Here is a 22,046-nt window from a genome sequence, read left to right on the forward strand (position 1 = left end):
CAATTCCATCGAAGGAGTGAGCGCGTCTGCCATGAAAGCCTACGCCAAGATCATGCACGACATCGAATCGCAAATGCAAGACGGCGCGATCCGCGGCGGTCAGAAGCTGCCTTCCATCCGGGAAACCGCCGAGCGCTTCGGCTGCAGCAAAAGCACCGTCATCCGGGCTTATGCCGAGCTGGAGAAACGCCATCTGGTCTATACCGTTCCGCAGAGCGGCTATTACGCGGTCGTGAAGAAGACGGAGCCCGCAACGGAATCGGATCGCCGAATGCTCGATTTCTCCGCGCCGTCGCCGGATCCGGCCCTGTTTCCGTATCTGGATTTCCAGCATTGCCTGAACAAAGCCATCGACATGTACCGCAGCGAATTGTTTGTCTACGGAACGCCGCAGGGACTGCCCTCGCTCCTGGGCGTGCTCGGGAAACAGCTCGCCGGCAGTCAGGTGTTCGCGCGGCCGGATCGGCTCGTCGTCACGTCCGGCGTGCAGCAGGCGCTGTCGATCTTGGCCATGATGCCGTTCCCGGGCGGCAAACGCACGATTTTGCTGGAGCAGCCCACATATCATAAAATGATCCAATTGGTCGAGACGCTGGGCGTTCCCGTGCAGGGCATCGCCAGAACGGAGCGCGGGATCGACTTGGACGAGCTGGAGCACCGGTTCAGGACGGGGGACATCAAATTCTTTTATACGATTCCGCGGTTTCACAATCCGCTCGGCACGTCCTATTCGGAGGACGCGAAGAAGACGATCGCCGCGCTGGCCAAGCGGTACGGCGTCTACGTGGCGGAGGACGACTTCCTGCTCGATCTCGTGACCGATTCCAAATCGGACCCCGTTCATGCTTACGCGCCATCCCATGTGGTGTACCTGAGAAGCTTCTCCAAAATCCTGTTTCCCGGCCTGCGGATCGGAGCCGCCGTCCTCCCGGACGCGCTGCTGGACACGTTCAGCCAGTACAAGCAGCTCGCCGATATCGACAGTTCCATGCTCTCGCAGGCCGCGCTGAAAATCTACATACAAAGCGGCATGTTCGCGCGGCGCAAGCACCGGATCTTGACCTCTTACGGCAGGCGCATGGAACGCTTAAGCCGGGCCTTGGACGCCTATAACGACATGGACGACGTACGCCATCCGCCGGTCGATGCCGGCGTGCACACGCATCTCGCGCTGCCGGAAACGGTACATCTGCCGGAGCTGCTCAGCCGTCTGGAGCGCAGGCAGATCCGGCTCCTGGACTTCTCCGTCAACTTCCTGGCCGGGGCCGAGAAGCCGCCCTTCCTCAAGCTGAGCATCACGCGGATAGAGGAGGACGCGATCGAGGACGCGGTGCGGACGGTCATGGAAGAAATCAGGCGGTCGAAGCGATAGCTGGACGCAAAAAAGCCCCCGCCCAGATATCTCTGGTGCGGGGGCCTCCCCGTACGTCGCCTCTAACGCGTGACCGCGTTCTGCCCCGCGCGTTCGCGCAGCGCCTCCAAGCACGCCGTTCCGGCGTCGATGCTGCCGAGCGGCCACCGCGCGCTGCCGTAGCCGCCGTGGTAATCGGATCCGCCCGTGGCGATCAAGCCGTGCCTGGCCGCGGCTTCCGCCGCCAGGATGCAGTCCGCTTCGTCGTGCGACGGATGATGGACTTCGATGCCTTGCAGGCCGCAGTCGACCCAGTCCGGGATCGCTTCATAATTGCCCAGCTGGCCCGGATGGGCCAGCACCGGCACGCCCCCGGCATCGAGCACGGCGCGAATGGCGTCGCGCGCGTCCACGTATTGCATCGGCAAGTAAGCGATGCCGGGCTTGTCGCCTTCGCCCCGCGAGAACAGCTCGCGGTACAACGCGCCGAACAGCTCGTTCGCATAGCCGCGGTCGACCAGCGCATGCATCACGTGCTGCTTGAACACGGCGCCGCCGTCTCCCGCATGGCTGCGGACGAGGTCCCAGTCGATGCCGTAGCCGGCCTCGATCAACCGTGCCGTCATTTGCTCCGACAGCCGGGTACGACGCTCGACGATCGGCCCGCAGAGCCGCGCCAGCGCGGGATGCTCCGGCTCGACGAACAAGCCGAGGATATGGGCCCGCCGCTTGCGCCCGAAATCATACGCGGAAATTTCGATGCCGGGCACGATCTCCACGCCGAGCCGCTTCCCGGTCCGCATCGCGTCCGGCAGCCCCGCCGTCGTATCGTGGTCGGTAATGGCGAGCGTCGCGATGCCCGCGGCGGCCGCTTGCCCCACCACGTCCTCGGCGGAGAAGGTATTATCGGACGCCGACGTATGGCAGTGAAGATCGATTTTGCCTCCGGCTTCCGGCCGTCGCTCCCCGCTGTTCATAAGCTCGCTCCTTCCGGCTCGCCCTGCCGGCGCAGCCCCTCCGGCGCCAGCGTCTCCTGCGCCAGCATCGCCGCGGTCCGCCCGATCAACAGCGGCCACGAAGGCTCGTACGCTTCGCGCACCTCGTGAATGAGCGTACCCGCGAAGAACGGCGCCAGCGTCGACGCGATCTCGCCGAACGGCACCTCGCCTTCGCCGATCGGCATATGCATATCGCCCCGTCCGTGGGGGATGAGATCGTATTGGTTTTTCTCGATCGAGAAGTTCGCCTTCCCGAAATTGTCATGCACATGCAGATGAAACACATGGGGCGCCATCGCTTCGAGCTCGGCCTGCAGGTCGAGCCCGTACATCCGCACCGCCAGCAGCAGATGCCCCGTGTCCAGCGTCAAGCCGATCCGGTCGTGGCCGATGCGTGCCATCTGCTCGGCGAGCAGCGAAGGCCGCACCGCGTAGCAGTAGTTCGGGCAGTCCAGGTACGGGCGCATGTTTTCCATGCCGATCCGCACATTGCGCGAGCGGGCGAGATCCCCGGCGAGCCGCAGCTCCTCGCGTTCCTGCTCCAGCAGCCGTTCCTGCTCCTCCTCCGTATACACCGGCCAAGCATGACGGTAGATCAGTTCTTCCTCGCCGACGAAACGCGCCGGATGGTAGGCCATCGCGGCCGCGCCGAGGGCGCCGCTGACTTCGATCGACGCCTGCAGCACCTGACGTTCCTTCGACAAGCCGTCTTGGCGAAACAGATTGATCTCGAACGGGGCGTGCGTCGTAACCCGCAGCGAGAATTGCTTGAACAGCTTGACGTACCGCTCGAGCCGTTCCTCCAGCAGACGGCCGTTCACGATCACGTTCATGCCGTGGATCGGAAGCTCGACCGCCCGGAAGCCCAATTCCTCGATTTTGGCCAGCTTGGCTTCCAGACGATCCATGGAGCTGACCAGGTCGTTCGACAGCAGACTGACGCCCATCGCTTCTATATGCATCTACAAGCACTTCCTTCCCTACAGTGAGGAGACTGCCAAGCTTTGCTGATACGCCATCTGGCATACGATATTGCCTTCCACGAACACCTTCTCGGTCATCGGGCGGTCGCGGTGGATGCCGACGAGCAGGATATCCGCCGCTTTGCCCGCCTCGAGCGATCCCGTCACGCCGTCGATGCCGAGCGCGACGGCCGGATTGCGGGAGACGAGGTTGACCGCGTAGGGCAGCTCGTAGCCGAGGCCGTGGAGCAGGAAGACCGACTGCAGCAGCGCCGGCGGATAGTAATCGGAGCAGAGCATGTCGACCACGCCTTCGCGGATGGCCTCCAATGCCGACAAATTGTTGCTGTGCGAGCGTCCGAGCAGCACGTTCGGCGCGCCCATCACGACGTGAAGACCGCGGCGTTTCGCCTCGACCGCCACTTCGAGCGTGATCGGGAATTCGCTGATCGTCGCGCCCCATTCGCCGACCACGTCCAGCTTCTCCAGCGTGTCGTCGTCATGCGACGCGAGCGGAATGCCGAGCGAATGGGCGAGCGCCGCCAGCCGGAGCAGCTCGTCGGGATCGGCCTTCGGCAGACTCTTGCGCTCCTCCAGCTGGCGAAGCACTTCTTCTTCGGTTTTATTTTGCTTGTCCATGATGTATTTGATCTGGACGTCGGGCTGGCGGTACTGACCTTGACCCGGGGTATGGTCCATGAAGGACAGCTGGTCGATCTCCCCGTTGTTCAGGAAGTCCTCGACGAACGCCGATCCGGCCAGATTCGTCAACTCGTAGCGGATGTGGATGCGATGACGCAGCATGCGCTTCTCGCGCTGCAGCTCGCGGATATTGCGGACGTATTCGCGAACGCTGGCGTTCTTCCGCGCTTCGTTGCTGCGGTTGTCGCCCCATAGGCTGAAGGAATGGTAGATCGTCGTCACGCCTTGTCCCGCCAGCTTGCGTTCCAGTTCATAGAAGGATATGTCCACGGGAAGACAGCTCGTCGGACGGGGGAAAATCTCGTGCTCGATCGCGTCGCTGTGCGAATCGATCATGCCCGGCAGCACCCACAGTCCCGAAGCGTCGATGTCGCCCGCCTGGGCCAATCCCGCGGGACCGGAGCGTACCTCCGCGATCATGCCGTCTTCGATCGTCAGCGTGCCTCCGTGCAGGATGCCCTGCGGCGTCACGATGTTTCCGCCGCAAATCCGTTGCGTTCGCTTCATTATTTGCGATCTCCTCTCCTGAATTGCTTGCTTGCCGGCCGTTAACGCCAGAGCGGCGATCGGCTATTCGGCCTGCGCCCCGGCAGCCGCCGGCTTCGGACGCATCGTTCCGCCTCCGGAGAGGGTGATGTCCAAGATCTCGTCGGCGACCTGCTCCATGACGTCCCAGTCGTGGAAGATGCCGACCATCGTCGTGCCTTCGCGCTTCATCGCCTGGAGCATCTCGATGACGGCGGACGTGGTCTCGCGATCGAGCGAAGCGGTCGGCTCGTCGAGGATCATGAGCCGCGGCCGCACGATGAACGCGCGGGCCAAGTTCACGCGCTGCTGCTCGCCGCCGCTGAAGGTGGCCGGGAACGCCTGCCACAGCTTCCGCGGGATGCGCAGCCGCTCGAGCATCCGCTCCGCTTCCCGGCGGGCGTCGTCCTGCGACCAGCCGAGGGGGAGCAGGCGCTCCGCCACGATGTCGACCGCCGGCACGCGCGGAATGACCTTCAGAAATTGCGAGACGTAGCCCAGCTCCCGCTCGCGCAGGCGGATCATCTGCCGATCGTCCGCCTGCGCCAGGTCGACGCGTCCTTCGTGAAGCGAATCGTACCAGACCTCGCCGGAGCTCGGCATGTACGTGCGGAAAATGCATTTGAGAATCGTCGATTTGCCGATGCCGCTCGGGCCGGCGATGCCCAGGAACCGGCCCTGGCGGATATGAAACGAGAGCCCCTGGATGGGGTAGACCTTGCCGACTTGCGAGACGTGCAACTCGAAGGACTTGGTCAGGTTGACAACTTCCAGCATCTGCGATGCCCTCCCTTACAGCAAGGAATGAACCAGCAGCTGGGTGTACGCATGCTGCGGGTCCTCCAATATTTGATCGGTCAAGCCCATCTCGATGATCCGTCCCTGGCGAAGCACCATCGTCCGGTCCGCCAGCATGCGGATGACGCCGAGGTCATGCGAGACCACGACCATCGCGACCTTCAGCTCGCGCCGCAGGCTGCGGATCAAGTCGAGCACGCGCGCCTGCACGGACAGGTCGAGCCCCGTCGTGACTTCGTCCAGCAGCAGCAGCGGCGGATTGTTGGCCAGCGCCTTGGAGATCTGCACGCGCTGCTGCATGCCGCCGCTGAAGCGCTTCGGCGGCTCGTCCATCCGGCCGAGCGGAATCTCGACCCGTCCGAGGAGCTCCGCGGCCCGTTCGCGGATTCGGCCGACGTGGAAATGATCGGCGGCGAACAGCTTCTCGGCGATGTTACCCGAGCTGGAATACGACATGCGCAGGCCGAGATACGGATTCTGGTAGACCATGCCCATGACATGGTTGCGTATATATCGCTTCTGCTGCGCCGATTCGGCGAGCAGGTTGCTTTCCCCGTTTTTGCAAGACGAGATGAACATCTCTCCGGAGGTCGCGTCTTCGTCGAAATACAAGCTGCGGACCATGGTGCTCTTGCCCGAGCCGCTTTCGCCGACGACGCCGAGGATCTCGCCCGGATACAAATCGAAATTCAGGTCGATGCAGGCCTGGACCGACCCGCAGCGCGGGCAGCGGTTGCCCGGGTGCTCGACATGCGCCGGCAGGCAATGCGCGCAGCCGTCGCCGAACCGTTTATTCAAATTCCTAACCTGCAGAATCGGACGCTCGTCCGGCGCGGCATCCTGCGCGGCGCCCTGCCGTTGCTGCGAATCAAGCCTGGATGGAAGCGACATGGGATTCCCTTCTTTCTATCGTTTTCGCGCAAAACGCCGTATCCGAGCACTGGTGGAGGATCTCTCCGGTCTCTCCGTCCGTCACCTCGTCCAGGAACGTATGCGCGCTGCCGCACCGGCGGCAGGATTTGCCCACGAAATGCTCGATCTCGAACGGATAGTCCTCGAATTGCAGCGGCACGACGTTCGTATAAGGCGGCACGGCGTAGATCTTCTTCTCCCGGCCCGCGCCTAGCAGCGTCAAATGCTCGGCCTGGTGCAGCTTCGGATTGTCCCAGCGCGGAATCGGGCTCGGCGCCATGATGTAACGATCGTGCACCAGCACGGGATAATCGGCGCCGACCGTGATGCTTCCCCATTTGACGACGCTCTCGTACAACGTCAGCCAGATCGCGCTGTAGTCCATCTCGGCATGCAGCCTGCGGGTGATCTGTTCCTTCCGCTCGACGTGGCGCAGCGGCTCCGGCTGCGGCACCTGCAGCACCAGGATCTGCCCGCCGTTCAGCTTCTCCTCGGGCACCCGGTGGCGCGATTGGATGACGGTGGCCTCGGCCGCGTCTTCCGTCGTGGCGATGCCGCTCGTCTCCTCGATCAGCTTGCGGATGCTGACGGCGTTGACGCTGTCGTCGTTGCCCTGATCGATGACCTTGACGCTGTCGGCGCGTCCGATCAGCGAGAGCGTGAGCTGCAGCCCGCCCGTTCCCCAGCCGCGGCCGATCGGCAACTCGCGGGACGCGAACGGCACCTGGTAGCCGGGAATGGCGACCGCCTTGAGCGTCTTGCGGCGAATCTCGCGCTTCGAGCCTTCGTCCAGAAATGCAAAGTTGTACGCCGATTTAGGAAACGCCGGGTGCTGCTCCGACGGCCGGTTCATGCTGCTGCTCGTCATCTTCTTTCTCCTCCTCCGTGTCCGCCTGCCGCCGCTCCCGCTCGCCCTTCGCTTTGCGGATGCGGTCCAACGACGACTGGAACGTAATGTAATGCGGCAGCTTCAAGTGCGAGACGAATCCCGTCGACTCCAAGCCGTCGATGTGCGTGAGCACGAATTCCTCGTCCTGCGCCGGCGCGGTTCCTTCCGTGTCGAGACTCCGCTCCAGGATCGCCATGGCGATCGCCTTCAGCTCGTTCTGCCCCGTCACCAGCCCGTAGCCCATCACGAAATGAACCTCGCCCGTCGCTTCGTTCTGCTTGAACGAGTTGATCGTCTCGACCTCCGTGACCAGCATTTCGCCCAAATACAAGCTGTCGTCCGGATCGCCGGCGCCGTACGGATCGGCGATCGACACCTCGGCATAGCCGACGCGCAGCTCGCCGATCGTCGGATGCACCGAACCGTAGCCGCGCATGGAGCTGTAGGCCAGCGCCGTCATCGTGCCCGTCTCGCCGCGGGCCAGCATCTGCAGCCGAGCCGAACGGGAGGCGGGCAGGATCACCTTGCGCCGGGTGACGTCGAACGGCTCGGTATCGAGCGTCGCCTTCATCGGCGGCATCAGTCCCTGATCGCGAAGCAGGTCCGCGACTTTGCGGAACGCCGGTTCCTCCGTCAGCTTCGGCCCGCCTTCTGCCGGCGCGAAGCGGTCCATGAACGCCCGGATATCCTCGGCGCCCTCGCTGCGCAGGTTGAAATTCAGCAGCCGGTGCGTATAATCGTAGGTCGGTCCGAGCACCTGTCCGCCCGGCAAATCCCGGAACGACGAGGAGATGCGGCGAATGATGCGCATGGACGACGTATCCGTCACGCGCGACACGTGGTTCCGCGCCAGCGTCGACCGGTAGGCTCGCAGCAGGAATACCGCCTCGGCCGGATCGCCTTCCCCCTGCTTGAGCGCAAGCGCCGCGTATTCCGGCGCGTAGAGGCCCGCTTCGCCCATGACCTTGTCGATCAGCAGGCGCATCTGCTTCCGGATCGAGCCGAGCTCCAGCCCTTCTTCCGATTCTTTCAGCCGATAGTAATGGTTCAGTTCGCTTGCTTTCTCGATTGCTTCTCTTCCGCCCGTTACGGCAACATAAGCCACGCTTCATCGACCTCCTATGTGCGAATTATCCCTCTGCCCGCGTCGTCCGCGGCAGCGCGGCCAGCTTGCCGGACGCCGTGAACAGCACCACGTCGACGCCGAGCGGATACTCGACGTTCCATTGCCGGCGGCATGCCAGCCATTCCTTCGCCAACCCGGCGACGGTCATCGCGCGCTCCCCCGGAATGCCGGGACCCGACAGCGCGATGCGCGCCTCGCCTGCGCCGGCCGGTTCCTCGGCTGCGCCTTCGGACAAATCGTCCACCCGAAGAAACAAGGTCGCCCCGTGCTCGGGCTCGAGCAGCGTGCCCGTATTCAGCGCCTCCGCCCAGGCGGGAGGCGTCTCGCGGCCGTCGGCGAACACGTATTCCGCCTCCGCCGGCGGCACCGGCCGCGCGAAGGTATGCATGCGGATATAGGGAGTCAGCCGTTCCTGCCCCGCCAGCTCCGCCGCGAAGCGCACCTCGCTGTCCAGCAGCGTCAAGGCGATAACCGCGACCATCCGCTCGTCAGGTTCAAGCGACTCGGCTCCCGCTGTCAGCCGGCCGGCCGTCTTCACCTTGCCCGGCTCGGCGAAGGCGCCCAGCAGCTCGCGATAGAACAGCTGCGTGTCGTGCACGGGATCGAACAGCGTCTCATTTTGCGCGGTCATAGGATTCCTCCATCGTATCGAATTCCACTTTCGTCGCCTGCGTCAGCTCCTGCTCGCGCAAACGGCGCTTCAGCAGCTCCTGCTCCTCTTCCAGAAGCAGCGTCTCCCACGCCTCCGTTTCCGGCAGCTGCCGGTTGAACGCCGCGTCCACGACCGCGAGCCGATAAGCCAGCTCCGGCCGGTCGCCCATCAGAATGCCGTAGCCGAACGTGCCCTCGATCGAGACGGTGCATTCGGTCACGAGCACCTCCGTCAGGTAGAACGGTTCCCGGGATACCGAGTCGCGCGCCTTGGTCAGCACGAGGCTGTTCTCCGGCGGCTTCACGACGGCGACGTCGTAGCGCTCCAATACTTCGCGGGCCAGCTTATCCGGCAGCAGCGGCGAGCCTTCGATCAATATGCGGGTCATCCGGAATTTTTTCATGGTTGCTTTCCACCTTCCCTACTTGACGTTTAATTTCATCCGGTTGCTCAGCCATTCGACGCTGAATACCATCGCGAAGATGACGAGCGCCGCGAATATCACTTTGTCGAACTCGTACATGCGCATCGCGTTGGCGATCTCGAAGCCGATGCCGCCCGCGCCGACCGCGCCGAGAATCGTCGATTCGCCGATGTCGATCTCGAGCCGGAACACGCTCCACGCCACGAACGGGCGCACGACGTTCGGCAGGATGCCCTGCGCGATGACCTGCAGCTTGCCCGCGCCCGTCGCTTCCAGCGCTTCGATGACGCCGGGATTCACTTCTTCGATCGATTGCGCGAACATCTTGACCAGCATGCCGACCGCGTGGGTGCCGATGGCCAGGATGCCGGGCAGCGGTCCCATCCCGACGGCGACGATGTAGAGCAGCGCCCAGACGAGCGTCGGAATCGCGCGGATCAGCGAGGCCAAGCCCTTGATCGCCCATGCCGTGCGCGGGGAGACGTTGGACGCCGCCGCGAAGGACAGGAAGAAGGCGAGCACGACCGCGATGGCCGTGCCGACGACCGCGATTTCGAGCGACTCCAGCGCGGCCTTGAGCACGTAGCGCCACTCCGCCGCGTTCGGCGGGAACATGTCCCCGAACATCGTGATCAGCTTGCCGGTGCCGTGCGCCAGCAGCGAATAATCGAAATTCATCTTCACGAGGCAGAAGACGAAGAAGACGGCGCCGAACGCGGCCGCGCCCGTCAGCACGGGGTCGCGCCTTTTCCGGGCCGGCTCGCCGGAGGACCCGGTCGAGAGCCGCTCTTCCCGGTTCAGCAGCTTCGGGCCTGTCACGTATTCCGAGCTCATAAAATCCTCTCCCTGATTTTACTGGTCACAAACTCCGTGCCCGCCACGAGCAGCAGCACCAAAATGACGGCGAGGCTCACTTCCTTGAACTGAAACAGCTTCAGCCCTTTCTGGATGACGAAGCCGAGCCCGCCGCCGCCGACCATGCCGATGATCGTCGAGGAGCGAACGTTCAGCTCCAGCTTGTACAACGACCAGGCGACGAAGCCCGGAAAAAACTGCGGAATGACCGCCTGTCCCAGCACTTGAAAATACGAGGCGCCCGTCGCGCGCACGGCTTCGACCTGCCCCATGTCGATCTCTTCCAATATCTCGGCGTACGCCCGCGTCAGCGTGCCGATCGCCGTGATGATCAGCGCCAGCGTGCCGACCAGCGTGCCGAGGCCGTAGGCGGCGACGAGCACGATCGCCCAGATCAGCGTCGGAATGTTGCGCATGACCGAGGCGAAGGCGCGGGTCGCGACCTGCACGCCGCGGTGCGGCGCCGTCGTCTGCGCCGCCAGGAACGCGAGCACGACCGAGACGATCGCGCCGATCACCATGCCGATATAGCTCATGTAGATCGTGTCGAGCGCCGGACCGATCAGCTCGCGGAAGGTGGACAGATCGGGCGGCAGAAAGTCGTCGACGACGAACCGGAACATCTCGCCGACGCCCTGGAACACGGTGTACGGCGTGAATTCGGTACGCACGGCGGAGGCGATGACCATGGCCAACGCCAGCGCGACGAAGAGCAGCGTCTGCAGCCTTTTTTGGCGCCTAAGCGCGAGCAAGCGATTCTCCACCCTGCTCCCTCCAATCCGGCGCCGCGCCGTAGATCCGATGGATCGTTTCCTCCGACAGCTCGCCGGGCCGGCCGTCGAACACCACTTCGCCCTTATGGATGCCGATGATTCTCGTCGCGTAATCGCGGGCCATCGCCACTTGGTGCAGATTGACGATGCACGTGATGCCGTCCTCCCGGCAGATGCCGCTCAGATGCTCCATGATCGTCCGCGACGCGACCGGGTCGAGGCTCGCGATCGGCTCGTCGGCCAGGATGAGCTGCGGCTTCTGCGACAGCGCCCGGGCAATCCCGACCCGCTGCTGCTGGCCGCCGCTCAGCTCGTCGGCCCGTTTGAACATCTGCTCCGTCAACCCGAGCCGGTGCAGGATCGCTTTGGCGTCCGCGACGTCCTTCCGGGAGAACAGGCCGAGCGATCCGCTCACGGCGTTCATGTAGCCGAGCCTGCCATGCAGGACGTTGCGCAGCACCGTGACGCGCTGAATGAGATTGTACCCTTGAAAAATCATGCCCGTCTGGCGGCGCAGCAGGCGCACTTGGCGGCGGGAAGCTGCCGCGGCGTCGATATCCCGGAAACGGATCGCGCCGCCGCTCGGCTTGACCAGCCGGTTGATGCAGCGGAGCAGCGTGCTCTTGCCCGCGCCGCTCGGTCCGATGATGGCGATGAACTCGCCGGGGGCGACGGAGAAGCTGACGTTCTTGAGCGCGGCCGTGCCGTCCGCGTACACCTTGCTCAGCTCGTTGATTTCCAATAACGAAGCCATTTCTCGCATACCGCCCTTCTTTATTTCAGCAGTTCCTCGGGGCTCATGTTCAGCGCCGTCGCCGTATCCTTGACGACTTGATAGTCCGCGTCGGTGACCGGGAAGTACGCGGTCGTTTTGTCGTCCGTGAAGAACGACGGGTTTTGCGTATTGTAGTTGAAGACGAATGCCTTGATTTTCTCTACCAGATCCGCGGGCAGGTCGCCGCGATAGGCAAGCGGGGAGCCGGGAATCGGGTCGGACGTGCCGATGACTTTGTAATCCGATTTCTTCACGAGTCCGGCTTCGACGACGCGATCGATGCAGGTATCGCATACGCCGGCGCCGTCCGCTTGGCCCTTGGCGATCGCGATGATCGATTTGTCATGGCCGCCGGAGAACGAGACGTTGGAGAAGTACGATTCGACTTGGTCGTTCGTGATGCCGAGCTCCTTGATCATCATCATGCGGGGGAACAAGTGGCCCGACGTCGAGGCCGGATCGGCGAACAGGAACGTCTTGCCCTTCAAATCAGCGATCGACTTGGCCGGAGAATCGGCCGGAACGACGATCAAGCTATGGTAGAACGCCGACTCCTTGCTGGCTGCCTTGACCGCGAACGGAACCGCTCCGCTGCGCTGGGCCGCGATGATGTACGAGAACGGACCGAAGCTCGCGATGTCGATTTTCTTCGTGCGCATCGCCTCGATGACCGCCGTGTAATCCTCGCCGACGTACAGCTCCGTCTTGATGCCGAGCGCCTTGCCCAGGTCGTCCACGAATTGTTGGTTGCCGCGCGAGAGCTTGCCTTCTTCCTCGCCCGGAAGCACGCCGAAACGAATCACTTCCGGCCAGTCCTTCTTGTCGTCCGCCGGTTTGTCGGCATCCGCGCTCGTCGCGTTCGCGTTCGCCGCGTTCGTGCTGCCGTTCGTCGCTTTCGTGTCGCCATTGTTCGCTTGCGCCGCATTGGCGGCTTGGTTGTTCTTGCCGCAGCCCGCCGTAAACGCCAAAACTACCGTAATTGCCAGAATAGTCAGAATACTAAACCAATGACGCTGTCTCATTTCACGTGCACCTCCGAAATTTTTAACAACCCGCTTATGCTTCGAACTGGATCGACACCTTGCATAAATCTCCGCGGTATTTGGCCGATGTCAGCTCTACCCGGCGGCCGTGCTGGTCTCTCATGACGCTTTCGATGTGCAGAATGCTCGTGTTGGGGGAAATTTGCAGCATGCCCGCTTCCGCCAAGGTCGGATTCCCCGAACGAAACGAGGATTGCATGCGGAACAGCTCCATCCCGTAGCGCTGCTCCAGCAGCACGTACAGCGATGTCATATTCGCGACGGTTTCGAGCAGATCCGGAAAATAACGACTCGGCAGCCAAGTTTCGTTCCACGATAACGGGACGTCGTCCGCAAGCCGCAGGATTTGAAGCCTGTACGCCGGCTCTCCTTCCGCCAATCCCAGCGCTTCCGCGATATCCGCGGGGGTGCCGAGCTGCTCGCGGCTGAGCAGCTTCGCTTCCGGTCGGCGGCCGAGCCGGCGGATGACGTCGGAGAAGCTCATGGTCGGCGTGATCGTATATTGGATGTCGAGCGGCTTCTCGCACAGAAAATACCCTTTCCCTTGGTGCGCGCGCAGGACGCCGGTGTGCACGAGCAGCTCGAGCGACTGCCGGATCGTGTACCGGTTGGCGCGAAATCTGCGGCCGAGCACTTGCTCCGACGGCATTCGGCCGTCTTCGCTGTAGAGGCCGGCCTTGATTTCCGCGAACAGCTTATCGGCGATCACCTGGTATTCGGGGACTTCCTGCTTCGCGAATCGTTGCATGGTCGGCGTTTCACCTCCTTTTATCGAACGGCTTGTTGCATTGAAGCTAACTTGTCGACATCAGGTGAATGTTAAACCGGCGTGTCGTTTTTATGAAATCCCCTATGAAATGGCATATTTTTCGATAAATGATTCCAACTCCCCAAAATCGGCAAACCGTTCTTCGAGCTGTTCTCTCGTCCAGTCCCACCAGGCGATCCGCTCGAGTTTCTCGGCCATCTCTCTCGGAAACCGCTCGCGAATCGGTTTTGCCGGAACCCCGGCGACGATCGTATAGGACGGCACGTCTTTCGTCACGACCGCGCCCGACCCGACCACCGCGCCGTTGCCGATCGTCACGCCCGGCATGATCGTGGCTCCGTGGCCGATCCACACGTCATGGCCGATGACGACGGGATGCGAGCGGCGCCAGTCGAAGAAGGCCGCATCGTCCGTCTCGTCGAACCCGTAGGCGACGCGGCGGTAAGTCGCATGATGCAGCGTGACCCTCCACATGGGGTGATTGCCTGGATTTATGCACGCATGCGAGGCGATATTGCAAAATTTGCCGATCTGGGCATAGTGGATGATCGCTTCGTCGACGCAGTAGCTGTAGTCGTCCATCGTGCTTTCCATGATGCGGCTTCGCGCCCCGACGGCCGTCCATTCGCCCAAATGGCTGCGCTGCACGACCGCCGATTCGTCGATGTTCGGCTCCCGGGTCAATGGCCCCCGCCTCCGCGATTCCCGATGAACGTAAGTCAATGCCATGGCTGTTCACTCCTTCCTTTCGTTCTAGTACAAGCTTATCTTGTCGATATGTAGCGCGGGTTAAGGTTTGTTTAATTTCCTGTAAGGAGCGATGAAAGCCTCCCGTGCGGCCGCGGCAATCCAATCGGGCAAACGCAGGCGACCGCTGGGCTTGCGCGCGGCCGTCTTCGCTTTCATGAGAAAACTAAAAAACGAAGGAAACCGCGAATGTCGCGGTTTCCTCCGTTTCTTGCGCTGCCGACGTCCGGGCACGCGGCATCGCCCGCAAAACAAAAAACGGGACGGCCCTATCGGATCTTCCGATAAAGCCATCCCGTTTCGTTATCGCCGCAGGTCTCCTCACGCTTGCAGGAAATTGCCCCAGTTGCTGTCCAGCACTTCCGCTTCGTGCATGCTCACCTGGAACTGCAGCTTGCTCAACTGCTGCCGTCCGATGTTGCCCTGCCGGTACTCCAGCTGCAGCGCCTCCCGCTCGGCCTGGAGCGACAGCATCCGAAGCAGCTGAACCTGCTCCTCCTGGACGTCCATCGGATCCGGCGCCGCGAGCCGGTTGTTGAGCGTGTTGATCATCTGGCGGTAATGCCCGCACACCCGGCTGACGGTCGAATCGGCGCAGGTCTCGTTCACCTGCAGCTTGTCGAGCGCGTACGCGGCGGTCGCGATCCGCAGCTTGATGAACGATTTGCGGTCCTTCGCCCTCAGGCTGTCGTACAGCCTGCGCTTGGCCGGCTGGAACACGGCAAGGACTTTGTTCAAGAGCGCGTAGAGCAGCAGATAGAACACATGGAACCGGTTCGAGAAGACCATCTCGACGCGGCGGAACACGTTTTGCAGCACGACCGCTTCCTCCTGGTCGATCTCCCCCTGCTCCTTCAGCTGCTGCATGAATCTGCGTTCCTCGGCGATGCCGAGCTGACGCAGGTACATCTCTTCCTCGCGGGACTTGCGCGAGAGCATCTCGTATTTGGTCCGCTTCACGTCCGACAGCCGTTCGTCGTTCGCCGCGATGACGATCGCCGCGGAGTGGGTGTTGGAATCGTCGATCGCCAGGCGAACGGCCTGATTGGCCGCCTTGATCGCCAAGATCTGGGCGCGCAGCTCCAATTCCCGCTGGCGCGCCTCCTCGTTCGTATCCGGCGACTCCGCCAGCAGCGGCAGCGCGATGCTGGCCACCGCCAGCGAGACGAGGATGACGCCCGCGGCGATAAACAGCATGAGGTCCCGTTCCGGGAAGGGGCCGCCGCTGCCGAGCGCGAACGGAATCGTGAACGCCCCGGCCAGCGTGACCGCGCCCCGGACCCCGGACAGCGACGTCAGGACGATCGCCCGCCAATCGTAGCTCCGGCTGCCGAGCGGTTTGGTCAGCCGCTCCGACAACGTGAGCCACGCGAAGCGAAGGGCGAGCAGCAGCGCATAGATGAGCAGCACGTTCACGATCGCGCTGAAATTATCGTAAGCCCGGTTGCTGAAGATGCTGTGGGCGATATCGGGAAGCTGCAGGCCGAGCAGCACGAACACCAGCCCGTTCATGATGAACAAAATGACGTTCCACGTAATCTCCGAGACGAATTTCTGCTCGATCGACGTGAAGCCGGAGCGGTCCTGCTCGATCGCATGCAGGATGCCGCCGGCCACGGCCGCCAGAATCCCCGACAAGCCCAGATGCTCCGCGACGTAGAACAGGATGAACGGGGTCACGATCTGAATCAGCACGTGAACCGATACGTCCTCGATGCCGAACCGGCGCAAGGCCATGCGCGCCCAGATGATGGCGAGCGCGAGCGCCCCGCCGAGCAGCAGGCCGCCGAGCGAGATGACGAGGAAGCTCCAGGACGCGTGCCAAAACGAGAAGACGCCCGTTACCGCCGCGGCGATGGCGAACTTGAACGCGACGAGCCCGGAGGCGTCGTTCATCAGCGACTCGCCCTCGAGCAGCCGTTGGATGTTGGACGGCAGCCGGACGCGCGAGGCGATGGCCGAGACGGCGACCGCGTCCGTCGGCGAGAGAATGGCGGCCAGCGCGAAGGCCGCCGCGAGCGGGATGACCGGAATCAGCGCGTGGATGAAATAACCGCCCGCGAAGACCGTGACGAATACGAGGCCGACGGCCAGCAGCACGATCGGAAGCTTGAGCTCCCAGAGCTCGTCCCTCGGCGTCCGTTTACCGTCGTTGAACAGCAGCGGCGCGATGAACAGCATGAAGAACAGCTCCGGCTCCAAGGAAACATGGAAATGCCACGGCAAATAAACGACCGCTCCCCCAAGGGCCATCTGAACGACGGGCAGCGGAATGAACGGCGCCATCCGCTGCAGGACCTGCGAGACGGCAAGCAGCAGCAACAAGACGAGCACGACCAGAAATAATTGCATGGCAGTTCACTCCGACGTTCGAATTTGGTAATCGAGCTATGCCAAGTTCACCCAAGGCAGCTCTCCCGTTTTCAGGATACCCCGTTCATTATAACTCAAAACGCGTCCGCAACGCCTGCTTCGCCCGGCTGCCAATCCGCACGAACAAGCAAGGGCAGGCTATGCCCTTGCTTGTTCGCCTCCTAGGACGAGGCTTGCCGAATTCACTTGACGTCCGTCATGTCGTAAAGCCGGATTTGCCCGTTAAGAAACCGGCCGTACGCGACGAGCGCGTACATGGCCTGATCCGTTGCCATCGGATCCACCTGTCCCGGTTCGGCCCCGCCGTTGCCGGTTGCGCCCGCCTTCACGTGGTAGAATCCGCCGTCCTGCGCCGCGAAGCCGAGCAAGGCCTCCAAGGCCGAATGACCGTTTTTCACGAAGCGCGCGTCCTTCTCCGGATCGATGCCGAGACCGGTCAACGCGACGACGACCTGCGCGGCGCTCTCCGCGTTCTCCGCGCCCAAGCTGGCATAGCCGCCGTCCGAGTTTTGCGCCTTGGCCAACCAAGCAATTCCGCGGTCGACCGCCGCCCGCGCGTCGGGGTTGGTCGCACAATAAGGCGTCAACCCTTGGATCGCCATCGACGTCACGTCGGGATCCGGTCCGTCCGCGTCTTCCCCGAGCGCCCATCCGCCGCCCGGGATCTCCCGCTTCAGGATGAAGTCGATCAACAGCTCCCTGGTCGTCTGCGTCTTGACGCCCGGAACGACGGGAATGTCGTACTGCTTGCTGTCCAGCGCGATCAGCGCGAAGATCGGACCGTTGATGCCCTGCTTCGTCACGGCGCCGAAGTCGGCGAGCGGCTTCAATAGATTGTAGCCCGCTACGCTTTCGACCCCTCGCCCGATCGAAGACAGCGCCAAGATGACGCGATCGTATTCCGTGTATTTGACGGCGTGGAGGACGCCCGACTTTTCCTTCAGCGTCTTCTCCAGATTGGCGTAGTACTTCGCGTAATACGCCTCGGGAACCTGGCGTCCCGAACGCGCCAAGCCGAACACGGTCCATTCGCCGCCGAGCGTGCCCACGACCGGGTCCGCAATCGTCTTCAGCTGGAAGGCGGCCGTTGCCGCGATTTGTTTCTCGACCGCATGCAGGCGTCCGTCATCCGATTGGCCGCCCTGTTCCCCGCTGCCGGATCTGGCGTCGAATGCCCGCATCGCCACGACCGCCGCCATCTCCCGCGTGACGGGAGCTTTCGGCAGGAACAGTTTGTCCTGCCCCACCATGATCCCTTTGGAAACGACCGCTTGCACGTATGGTTTCGCCCACGCGGCTGCCTGATCCATATCGTTGGGCGCGTCCGACGACGCGATCGTCTCGATGCCAAGCGCTTTCGCCAGGATAACGGCCATCTGCTCGCGCGTGATCGTATCGTTCGGACGGAAGAGATGGTCGGCGTATCCGGTAACGAACCCGGATTGGGACGCGGCGTTCACGTACGGATAGTACCATGCGTCCCAAGGGACGTCCTTGAAATCGCCTGTCTTGGCGCCGTTCGCGCTCAGCTCCAATACGGAAACCATCAACTTGGCGAACTCGGCCCGCGTAATCGAGGCTTTCGGATTCAGCTTGCCGCCGCTGCCCTGGATGAAGCCTTTCTGGGTCGCTTTCCCCACGGCTCCATAAGCCCAAGACGCAATGCGGTCCGCATCCGAGTACAGCTTGCCTAGATCGAAGGTGCCGTTCGCGTCGCCCGGCGCCGGATTCGCGAGGGAATACGTTACGAATGAGGTGAAGTGGTTCGTCTTGATGATCAGGTCGCCGTCCTTCGCGAAAGCGTAGGCGAATTTATCCTTGCCTTTCGCGGCTTCGGCGCCGTCGGCCTCGGAGCCGTATACCGTGATCGGCGTGAAGGCCTTCCCCTCGATGAAGCCGGCGAGCTGCCCCTTGCCGCCCTTGATCGTCAGCGTCACGGGCTTGTCGAAGACGACCGATTGATCCGGCGATCCCATTGCGAAAGCGTGGCTTACCGTTCCCAGCCGATCGTCGGCGTTCAGACCGCCTTGAATGAGCGCCTTCAGCGCGGCGCCCGCATCCAGGTCCGTCAGCAGTTCGATGCTCGCGCGGCCGTATTTTAGCGCCGTGCCCTTGTCGATCAGCAGCGACAGCTGGCCTTTCGTCGCGGCGATCATCGGAATGTCATCCTTGACCTCGTCCAGATTCAGCACGACCTTCGGCTTCACGGCCGGAATCGTGATCGTGACGGCATCGGTATTCATCGCTTTCGTAATCGTAATGACGTGGTCCTTCGCGATATCGCCCGGCACGGCGATAACAGTCTTCTCCCCGTCGCCGCCGGGCGCATTTCCGCCGGAGCCTCCGCCGCCCGTCCCTCCATCTGCCGGGTCGTCGTCGCCCGGATCGCCTTCGTCCGGATCGGATTGATCGGGAGCTCCAATGTCCTTGCCCAGGTTCGTCGTGTACCGCCATTGAATGCTGTCTCCGTCGTGCAGCAGGTACTTGCTCGCCCCGTAGTTCGGATACGTGCCGTTGACGTTGTACATCCATCCGCTGTATTGGCCGTGATCGAATTCGCCGTCGCCGTCGATGGATTGGACGTACACGCTGTCGTACTGCGCGTTGAATTCGAATGCGAACGGAATGCCCTTGGCGTTCAATTCCCGCTGCAGTACGGTCCACACGGTATCCCCGGACTGCAGCTCGAGACTCTCGGGCGCGATTACGTAGCCTTTATCGATCGTCTGCTTGTCGATCGACAGCGTCACATGGCTTGTCGGCGGGGGACCGCCGCCGCCCGGCGTACCGGTCGCGCTTGTTGCATATGCGGCGAAGTCCGTAAAGTGGTTCGTGCGGACGATCAAATCATTGCCGTCCTCGTACGAGTACTCGTTCAGGCCGCTGGCGCTTCCGGCCGCATCGTCGGCGAATTTCCGAATCGCCTTCGCCGTCCCTTTGCTTACGAATGCCGCATTCTTTCCTTTCATGCCCGCGAACGAAAGCGTTACGAACCGATCGAACGTCACGGGATCGGCGCCGCCCATCATAACCGCCTTGGCAATGGAATCGAGCTTATAGCCGCTCGGCACGATAGCGCCTATTTGACCTGCGAGCGTTGCGTCCGCCGGATCCAGCGTCGTCAATATTTCAAGCGCCGCCGCATCGCCGCTCAGGATTTGCGCGCCCTTCGGAATCTGCAAGGCAACGCCGCCTTTATCCGCCTTGATCCCGGGAAGCGCGGTATTCGCCGCCGCGTCGATCCGCACCTTCGATTCCGGCGCGTCGGCGATATGGATCGTGAAGTCCTTGTTGCCGTCATAGGCATAAATCGGAATCGTGTAATCATGATCGCCTGCCGGGATGTCGATGACCGGCTCGAATCCGTCCGGCGGCGTCACGACGACCTCCCTGGCATCCCGCATATCATAGAGGCGATTTTGGCCGTACAACATGCGCTTGAACGCGACGAGCGCGTACGTGCCTTGATCGGTCGCCAGCGCGTCTACCCTTCCGCTCGCCGTATGCTTGAAGCCGCCGTCCGGAACGGCGAAGGCCAGCAGCGCGTCTACCGCGGAATAACCGTTCTTGACGAACCGCGGATCGGAGGAAGGATCGATGTTCAGGCCCGACAGCGCGACGACGACCTGCGCGATGCTCTCGGAGTTCACGGAGCCGAGCGCCGCGTAGCCGCCGGACGCGGTCTGGACCTTGGAGAGCCAAGCAAGCGCGCGGTCCGCCGCTTCCCGGACGGTGTCGCTATCGGCGTAATACGGCGTCAGCGCCTGCAGCGCCATCGCGGTCAGGTCCACGTCGGCGACCGTCGTCCCGAAGCCCCATCCGCCCGCGTCGGGCGTGCCTTTCTTGACCTCGCGCTGCACGATGTAATCGATCAGCTTCTCTCGCGTCGCCTGCGTTTTCCCTGCGCTCGCCGCAGGGAAATCGAAGCGGTTGGCGTCCATCGCGATCAGCGCGAAGATCGGTCCGTTGATGCCCTGCTTGACGTCGTAATCGAAGTCGGAGAGCGCTTGGGTCATATCGTAGCCCGCGAATTTCCGGGGATCCTTGCCGATCGAAGCGAGTCCCAGGATCAGCCGCGAATGCTCCGTGCTCTTGCTCGGATCGAGCACGCCGCCGTTCTTGGCCATCAGCGCGCCGGCGCTGCTCGCGGCGTTCGCGTAATACGTGCCGTAATAGCCGTCGGGAACGGCATAATTGGCCCGCGCCAGCGACAGGACGGACCATTCTCCGCCAAGCGTGCCGAAGGTCGGATTCGTAACCTTGTTCAAAATATAGGCGAGGTTCTTGTCCAACTGCGCGCTTGCAATCTGCTGAACGTCGTAATACACCGTGAAGGATTGCTTCGCCTGATTGCCGGCGGCATCGGTCGCCATGACGACGATCGTATTCTCGCCGGCGATCAGATTGGCCGTGTACGTGCCGCCCGTTCCCGTCAGCACCGCGCCGTTCAGCGTCACGACCGGAACGATGCCCGGCGTGACGTTATCCGTAGCCCCCGCTTGGAAGCTGAGCTGTTTGGCTGCCGATTCGGCTTGATCCGTCAGGCCCTGGATCGTCAGAACCGGCCGGACCACGTCCAGGTTCATCTCCGTGCCAAGGTCGGCAAGCGCCCGATCGACGCTCTCTTGGCTGCTTTCCATATTCCCGAGCACGTCGTACGAGTGCTCGTAAGCCGCGTCGATCTCCGGATCGGCCAGCAGCGCCGCCTTATCCGCCGCGCTGTTGACGGTCGCGACGAGCGCCGTCAGATCGTCTTTGTTCGCAGCATGAAAGGAGCCGCCGGGATTATAATCGGAACCGCCGAGATCGCTGCCGAAGCCGAATACCGTGAATTGGGTCCGGACGACATCGCCGTTCGACGGATGATAGTCCGTGAAGCCGACGTTCGGGAAGACGTTATTGACCGCGTACATCCAGCCGGACATGGGCGTATAATCGAATTCCCCGAGCCAGTCGGGGTCCTTCTTGTCGCCGATCTCGCTGTTCCCCTCCGCGACCATGTCGAGGATATACTGCGGGATATGCGTTTCAGCCGTTGCATCCTTGACCTTGGCCAAGTAAAACGCGCTGGTGATCTCTCCCGTGTGCGCGATGTTTTCTGCTCCCAGCGCGCGCGTCAGCACGGCGGCGCCGTTCTCTCCCGCATAGAACGGGACCTTCGCCGGTTCGAAGTAATAGCCTTGCCCGAGCGTGAATTTCTCCACGGACAGGGTAATGTATCCTTCCGGCGTTCCTCCCGCTTGCTCCGCATCCGCGTATGCCCGCGTCCCGCTTGCGGAGAACATGGAGACGATGAGGCCGACGACAAGCAGCCATGCAATGATTCGATTGTTTCTCACGAATTTCTCTTCCTTTCCCTTCCATCGCGTTCG

18 protein-coding genes are annotated in these 22,046 nt (G+C 62.6%); 1 reads left to right on the forward strand and 17 read right to left on the reverse strand.

What is annotated here, in order from left to right:
* The first annotated feature begins 31 nt into the window (after positions 1–31).
* A complete protein-coding gene (locus tag GT019_RS07245; protein ID WP_161742368.1) occupies positions 32–1,372 on the forward strand; it encodes an aminotransferase-like domain-containing protein in 1,341 nt (446 codons plus the stop codon).
* A 62-nt stretch (positions 1,373–1,434) separates the two neighbouring features.
* Here the strand turns inward: GT019_RS07245 and GT019_RS07250 are convergent, their stop codons facing one another.
* From GT019_RS07250 to GT019_RS07330, 17 genes are all read right to left on the reverse strand, one after another.
* Positions 1,435–2,328, reverse strand: coding sequence for a PHP domain-containing protein (locus tag GT019_RS07250; RefSeq protein WP_161742370.1), 894 nt, complete (start codon positions 2,326–2,328; stop codon positions 1,435–1,437).
* Entirely contained in the window at positions 2,325–3,311 is a 987-nt protein-coding gene (locus GT019_RS07255; protein ID WP_161742372.1) for a sugar phosphate isomerase/epimerase family protein, read from the reverse strand. The genes GT019_RS07250 and GT019_RS07255 overlap by 4 nt, the downstream gene beginning before the upstream one ends.
* A gap of 18 nt (positions 3,312–3,329) precedes the next feature.
* Entirely contained in the window at positions 3,330–4,520 is a 1,191-nt protein-coding gene (locus GT019_RS07260) for an alpha-D-ribose 1-methylphosphonate 5-triphosphate diphosphatase (protein ID WP_161742374.1), read from the reverse strand.
* Between the two features lie 63 nt (positions 4,521–4,583).
* Complete coding sequence (phnL, locus tag GT019_RS07265; protein ID WP_161742376.1) at positions 4,584–5,315, reverse strand: phosphonate C-P lyase system protein PhnL; 732 nt, start codon at positions 5,313–5,315, stop codon at positions 4,584–4,586.
* Positions 5,316–5,330: 15 nt separating this feature from the next.
* Complete coding sequence (locus tag GT019_RS07270) at positions 5,331–6,227, reverse strand: ATP-binding cassette domain-containing protein (RefSeq protein WP_161742378.1); 897 nt, start codon at positions 6,225–6,227, stop codon at positions 5,331–5,333.
* Positions 6,205–7,116, reverse strand: coding sequence for an alpha-D-ribose 1-methylphosphonate 5-phosphate C-P-lyase PhnJ (locus tag GT019_RS07275; protein WP_161742380.1), 912 nt, complete (start codon positions 7,114–7,116; stop codon positions 6,205–6,207). The genes GT019_RS07270 and GT019_RS07275 overlap by 23 nt, the downstream gene beginning before the upstream one ends.
* Positions 7,064–8,242 carry a carbon-phosphorus lyase complex subunit PhnI gene (locus tag GT019_RS07280; RefSeq protein ID WP_161742382.1) on the reverse strand — a complete coding sequence of 393 codons (1,179 nt, stop codon included), beginning with the start codon at positions 8,240–8,242 and terminating at the stop codon, positions 7,064–7,066. The genes GT019_RS07275 and GT019_RS07280 overlap by 53 nt, the downstream gene beginning before the upstream one ends.
* Positions 8,243–8,267: 25 nt before the next feature.
* Complete coding sequence (phnH, locus tag GT019_RS07285) at positions 8,268–8,894, reverse strand: phosphonate C-P lyase system protein PhnH (protein ID WP_161742384.1); 627 nt, start codon at positions 8,892–8,894, stop codon at positions 8,268–8,270.
* Positions 8,878–9,318, reverse strand: coding sequence for a phosphonate C-P lyase system protein PhnG (phnG, locus tag GT019_RS07290; protein WP_161742386.1), 441 nt, complete (start codon positions 9,316–9,318; stop codon positions 8,878–8,880). Before phnG ends, phnH begins: the two co-directional genes overlap by 17 nt.
* An 18-nt stretch (positions 9,319–9,336) precedes the next feature.
* Entirely contained in the window at positions 9,337–10,173 is an 837-nt protein-coding gene (phnE, locus tag GT019_RS07295; RefSeq protein WP_161742388.1) for a phosphonate ABC transporter, permease protein PhnE, read from the reverse strand.
* Positions 10,170–10,958 (reverse strand): phosphonate ABC transporter, permease protein PhnE, encoded by a 789-nt coding sequence (gene phnE, locus GT019_RS07300; RefSeq protein WP_328803922.1) that lies wholly within the window; start codon positions 10,956–10,958, stop codon positions 10,170–10,172. Before phnE (GT019_RS07300) ends, phnE (GT019_RS07295) begins: the two co-directional genes overlap by 4 nt.
* Positions 10,933–11,721, reverse strand: a complete 789-nt coding sequence (gene phnC / locus GT019_RS07305; RefSeq protein WP_161742390.1) for a phosphonate ABC transporter ATP-binding protein — start codon at positions 11,719–11,721, stop codon at positions 10,933–10,935. Before phnC ends, phnE (GT019_RS07300) begins: the two co-directional genes overlap by 26 nt.
* Before the next feature lie 20 nt (positions 11,722–11,741).
* Positions 11,742–12,764 (reverse strand): phosphate/phosphite/phosphonate ABC transporter substrate-binding protein, encoded by a 1,023-nt coding sequence (gene phnD, locus GT019_RS07310; protein WP_161742392.1) that lies wholly within the window; start codon positions 12,762–12,764, stop codon positions 11,742–11,744.
* Positions 12,765–12,798: 34 nt separating this feature from the next.
* Entirely contained in the window at positions 12,799–13,533 is a 735-nt protein-coding gene (locus tag GT019_RS07315) for a GntR family transcriptional regulator (protein ID WP_161742394.1), read from the reverse strand.
* A gap of 102 nt (positions 13,534–13,635) precedes the next feature.
* A complete protein-coding gene (locus GT019_RS07320) occupies positions 13,636–14,283 on the reverse strand; it encodes a DapH/DapD/GlmU-related protein (RefSeq protein ID WP_161742396.1) in 648 nt (215 codons plus the stop codon).
* 339 nt (positions 14,284–14,622) lie between these two features.
* Positions 14,623–16,653 (reverse strand): Na+/H+ antiporter, encoded by a 2,031-nt coding sequence (locus tag GT019_RS07325; RefSeq protein ID WP_161742398.1) that lies wholly within the window; start codon positions 16,651–16,653, stop codon positions 14,623–14,625.
* Between the two features lie 203 nt (positions 16,654–16,856).
* Entirely contained in the window at positions 16,857–22,013 is a 5,157-nt protein-coding gene (locus GT019_RS07330) for an S-layer homology domain-containing protein (protein WP_328803923.1), read from the reverse strand.
* Positions 22,014–22,046: the final 33 nt, after the last annotated feature.

The sequence above is a fragment of the Paenibacillus glycinis genome (genome assembly GCF_009909185.1).
GTDB lineage: Bacteria > Bacillota > Bacilli > Paenibacillales > Paenibacillaceae > Paenibacillus_Z > Paenibacillus_Z glycinis.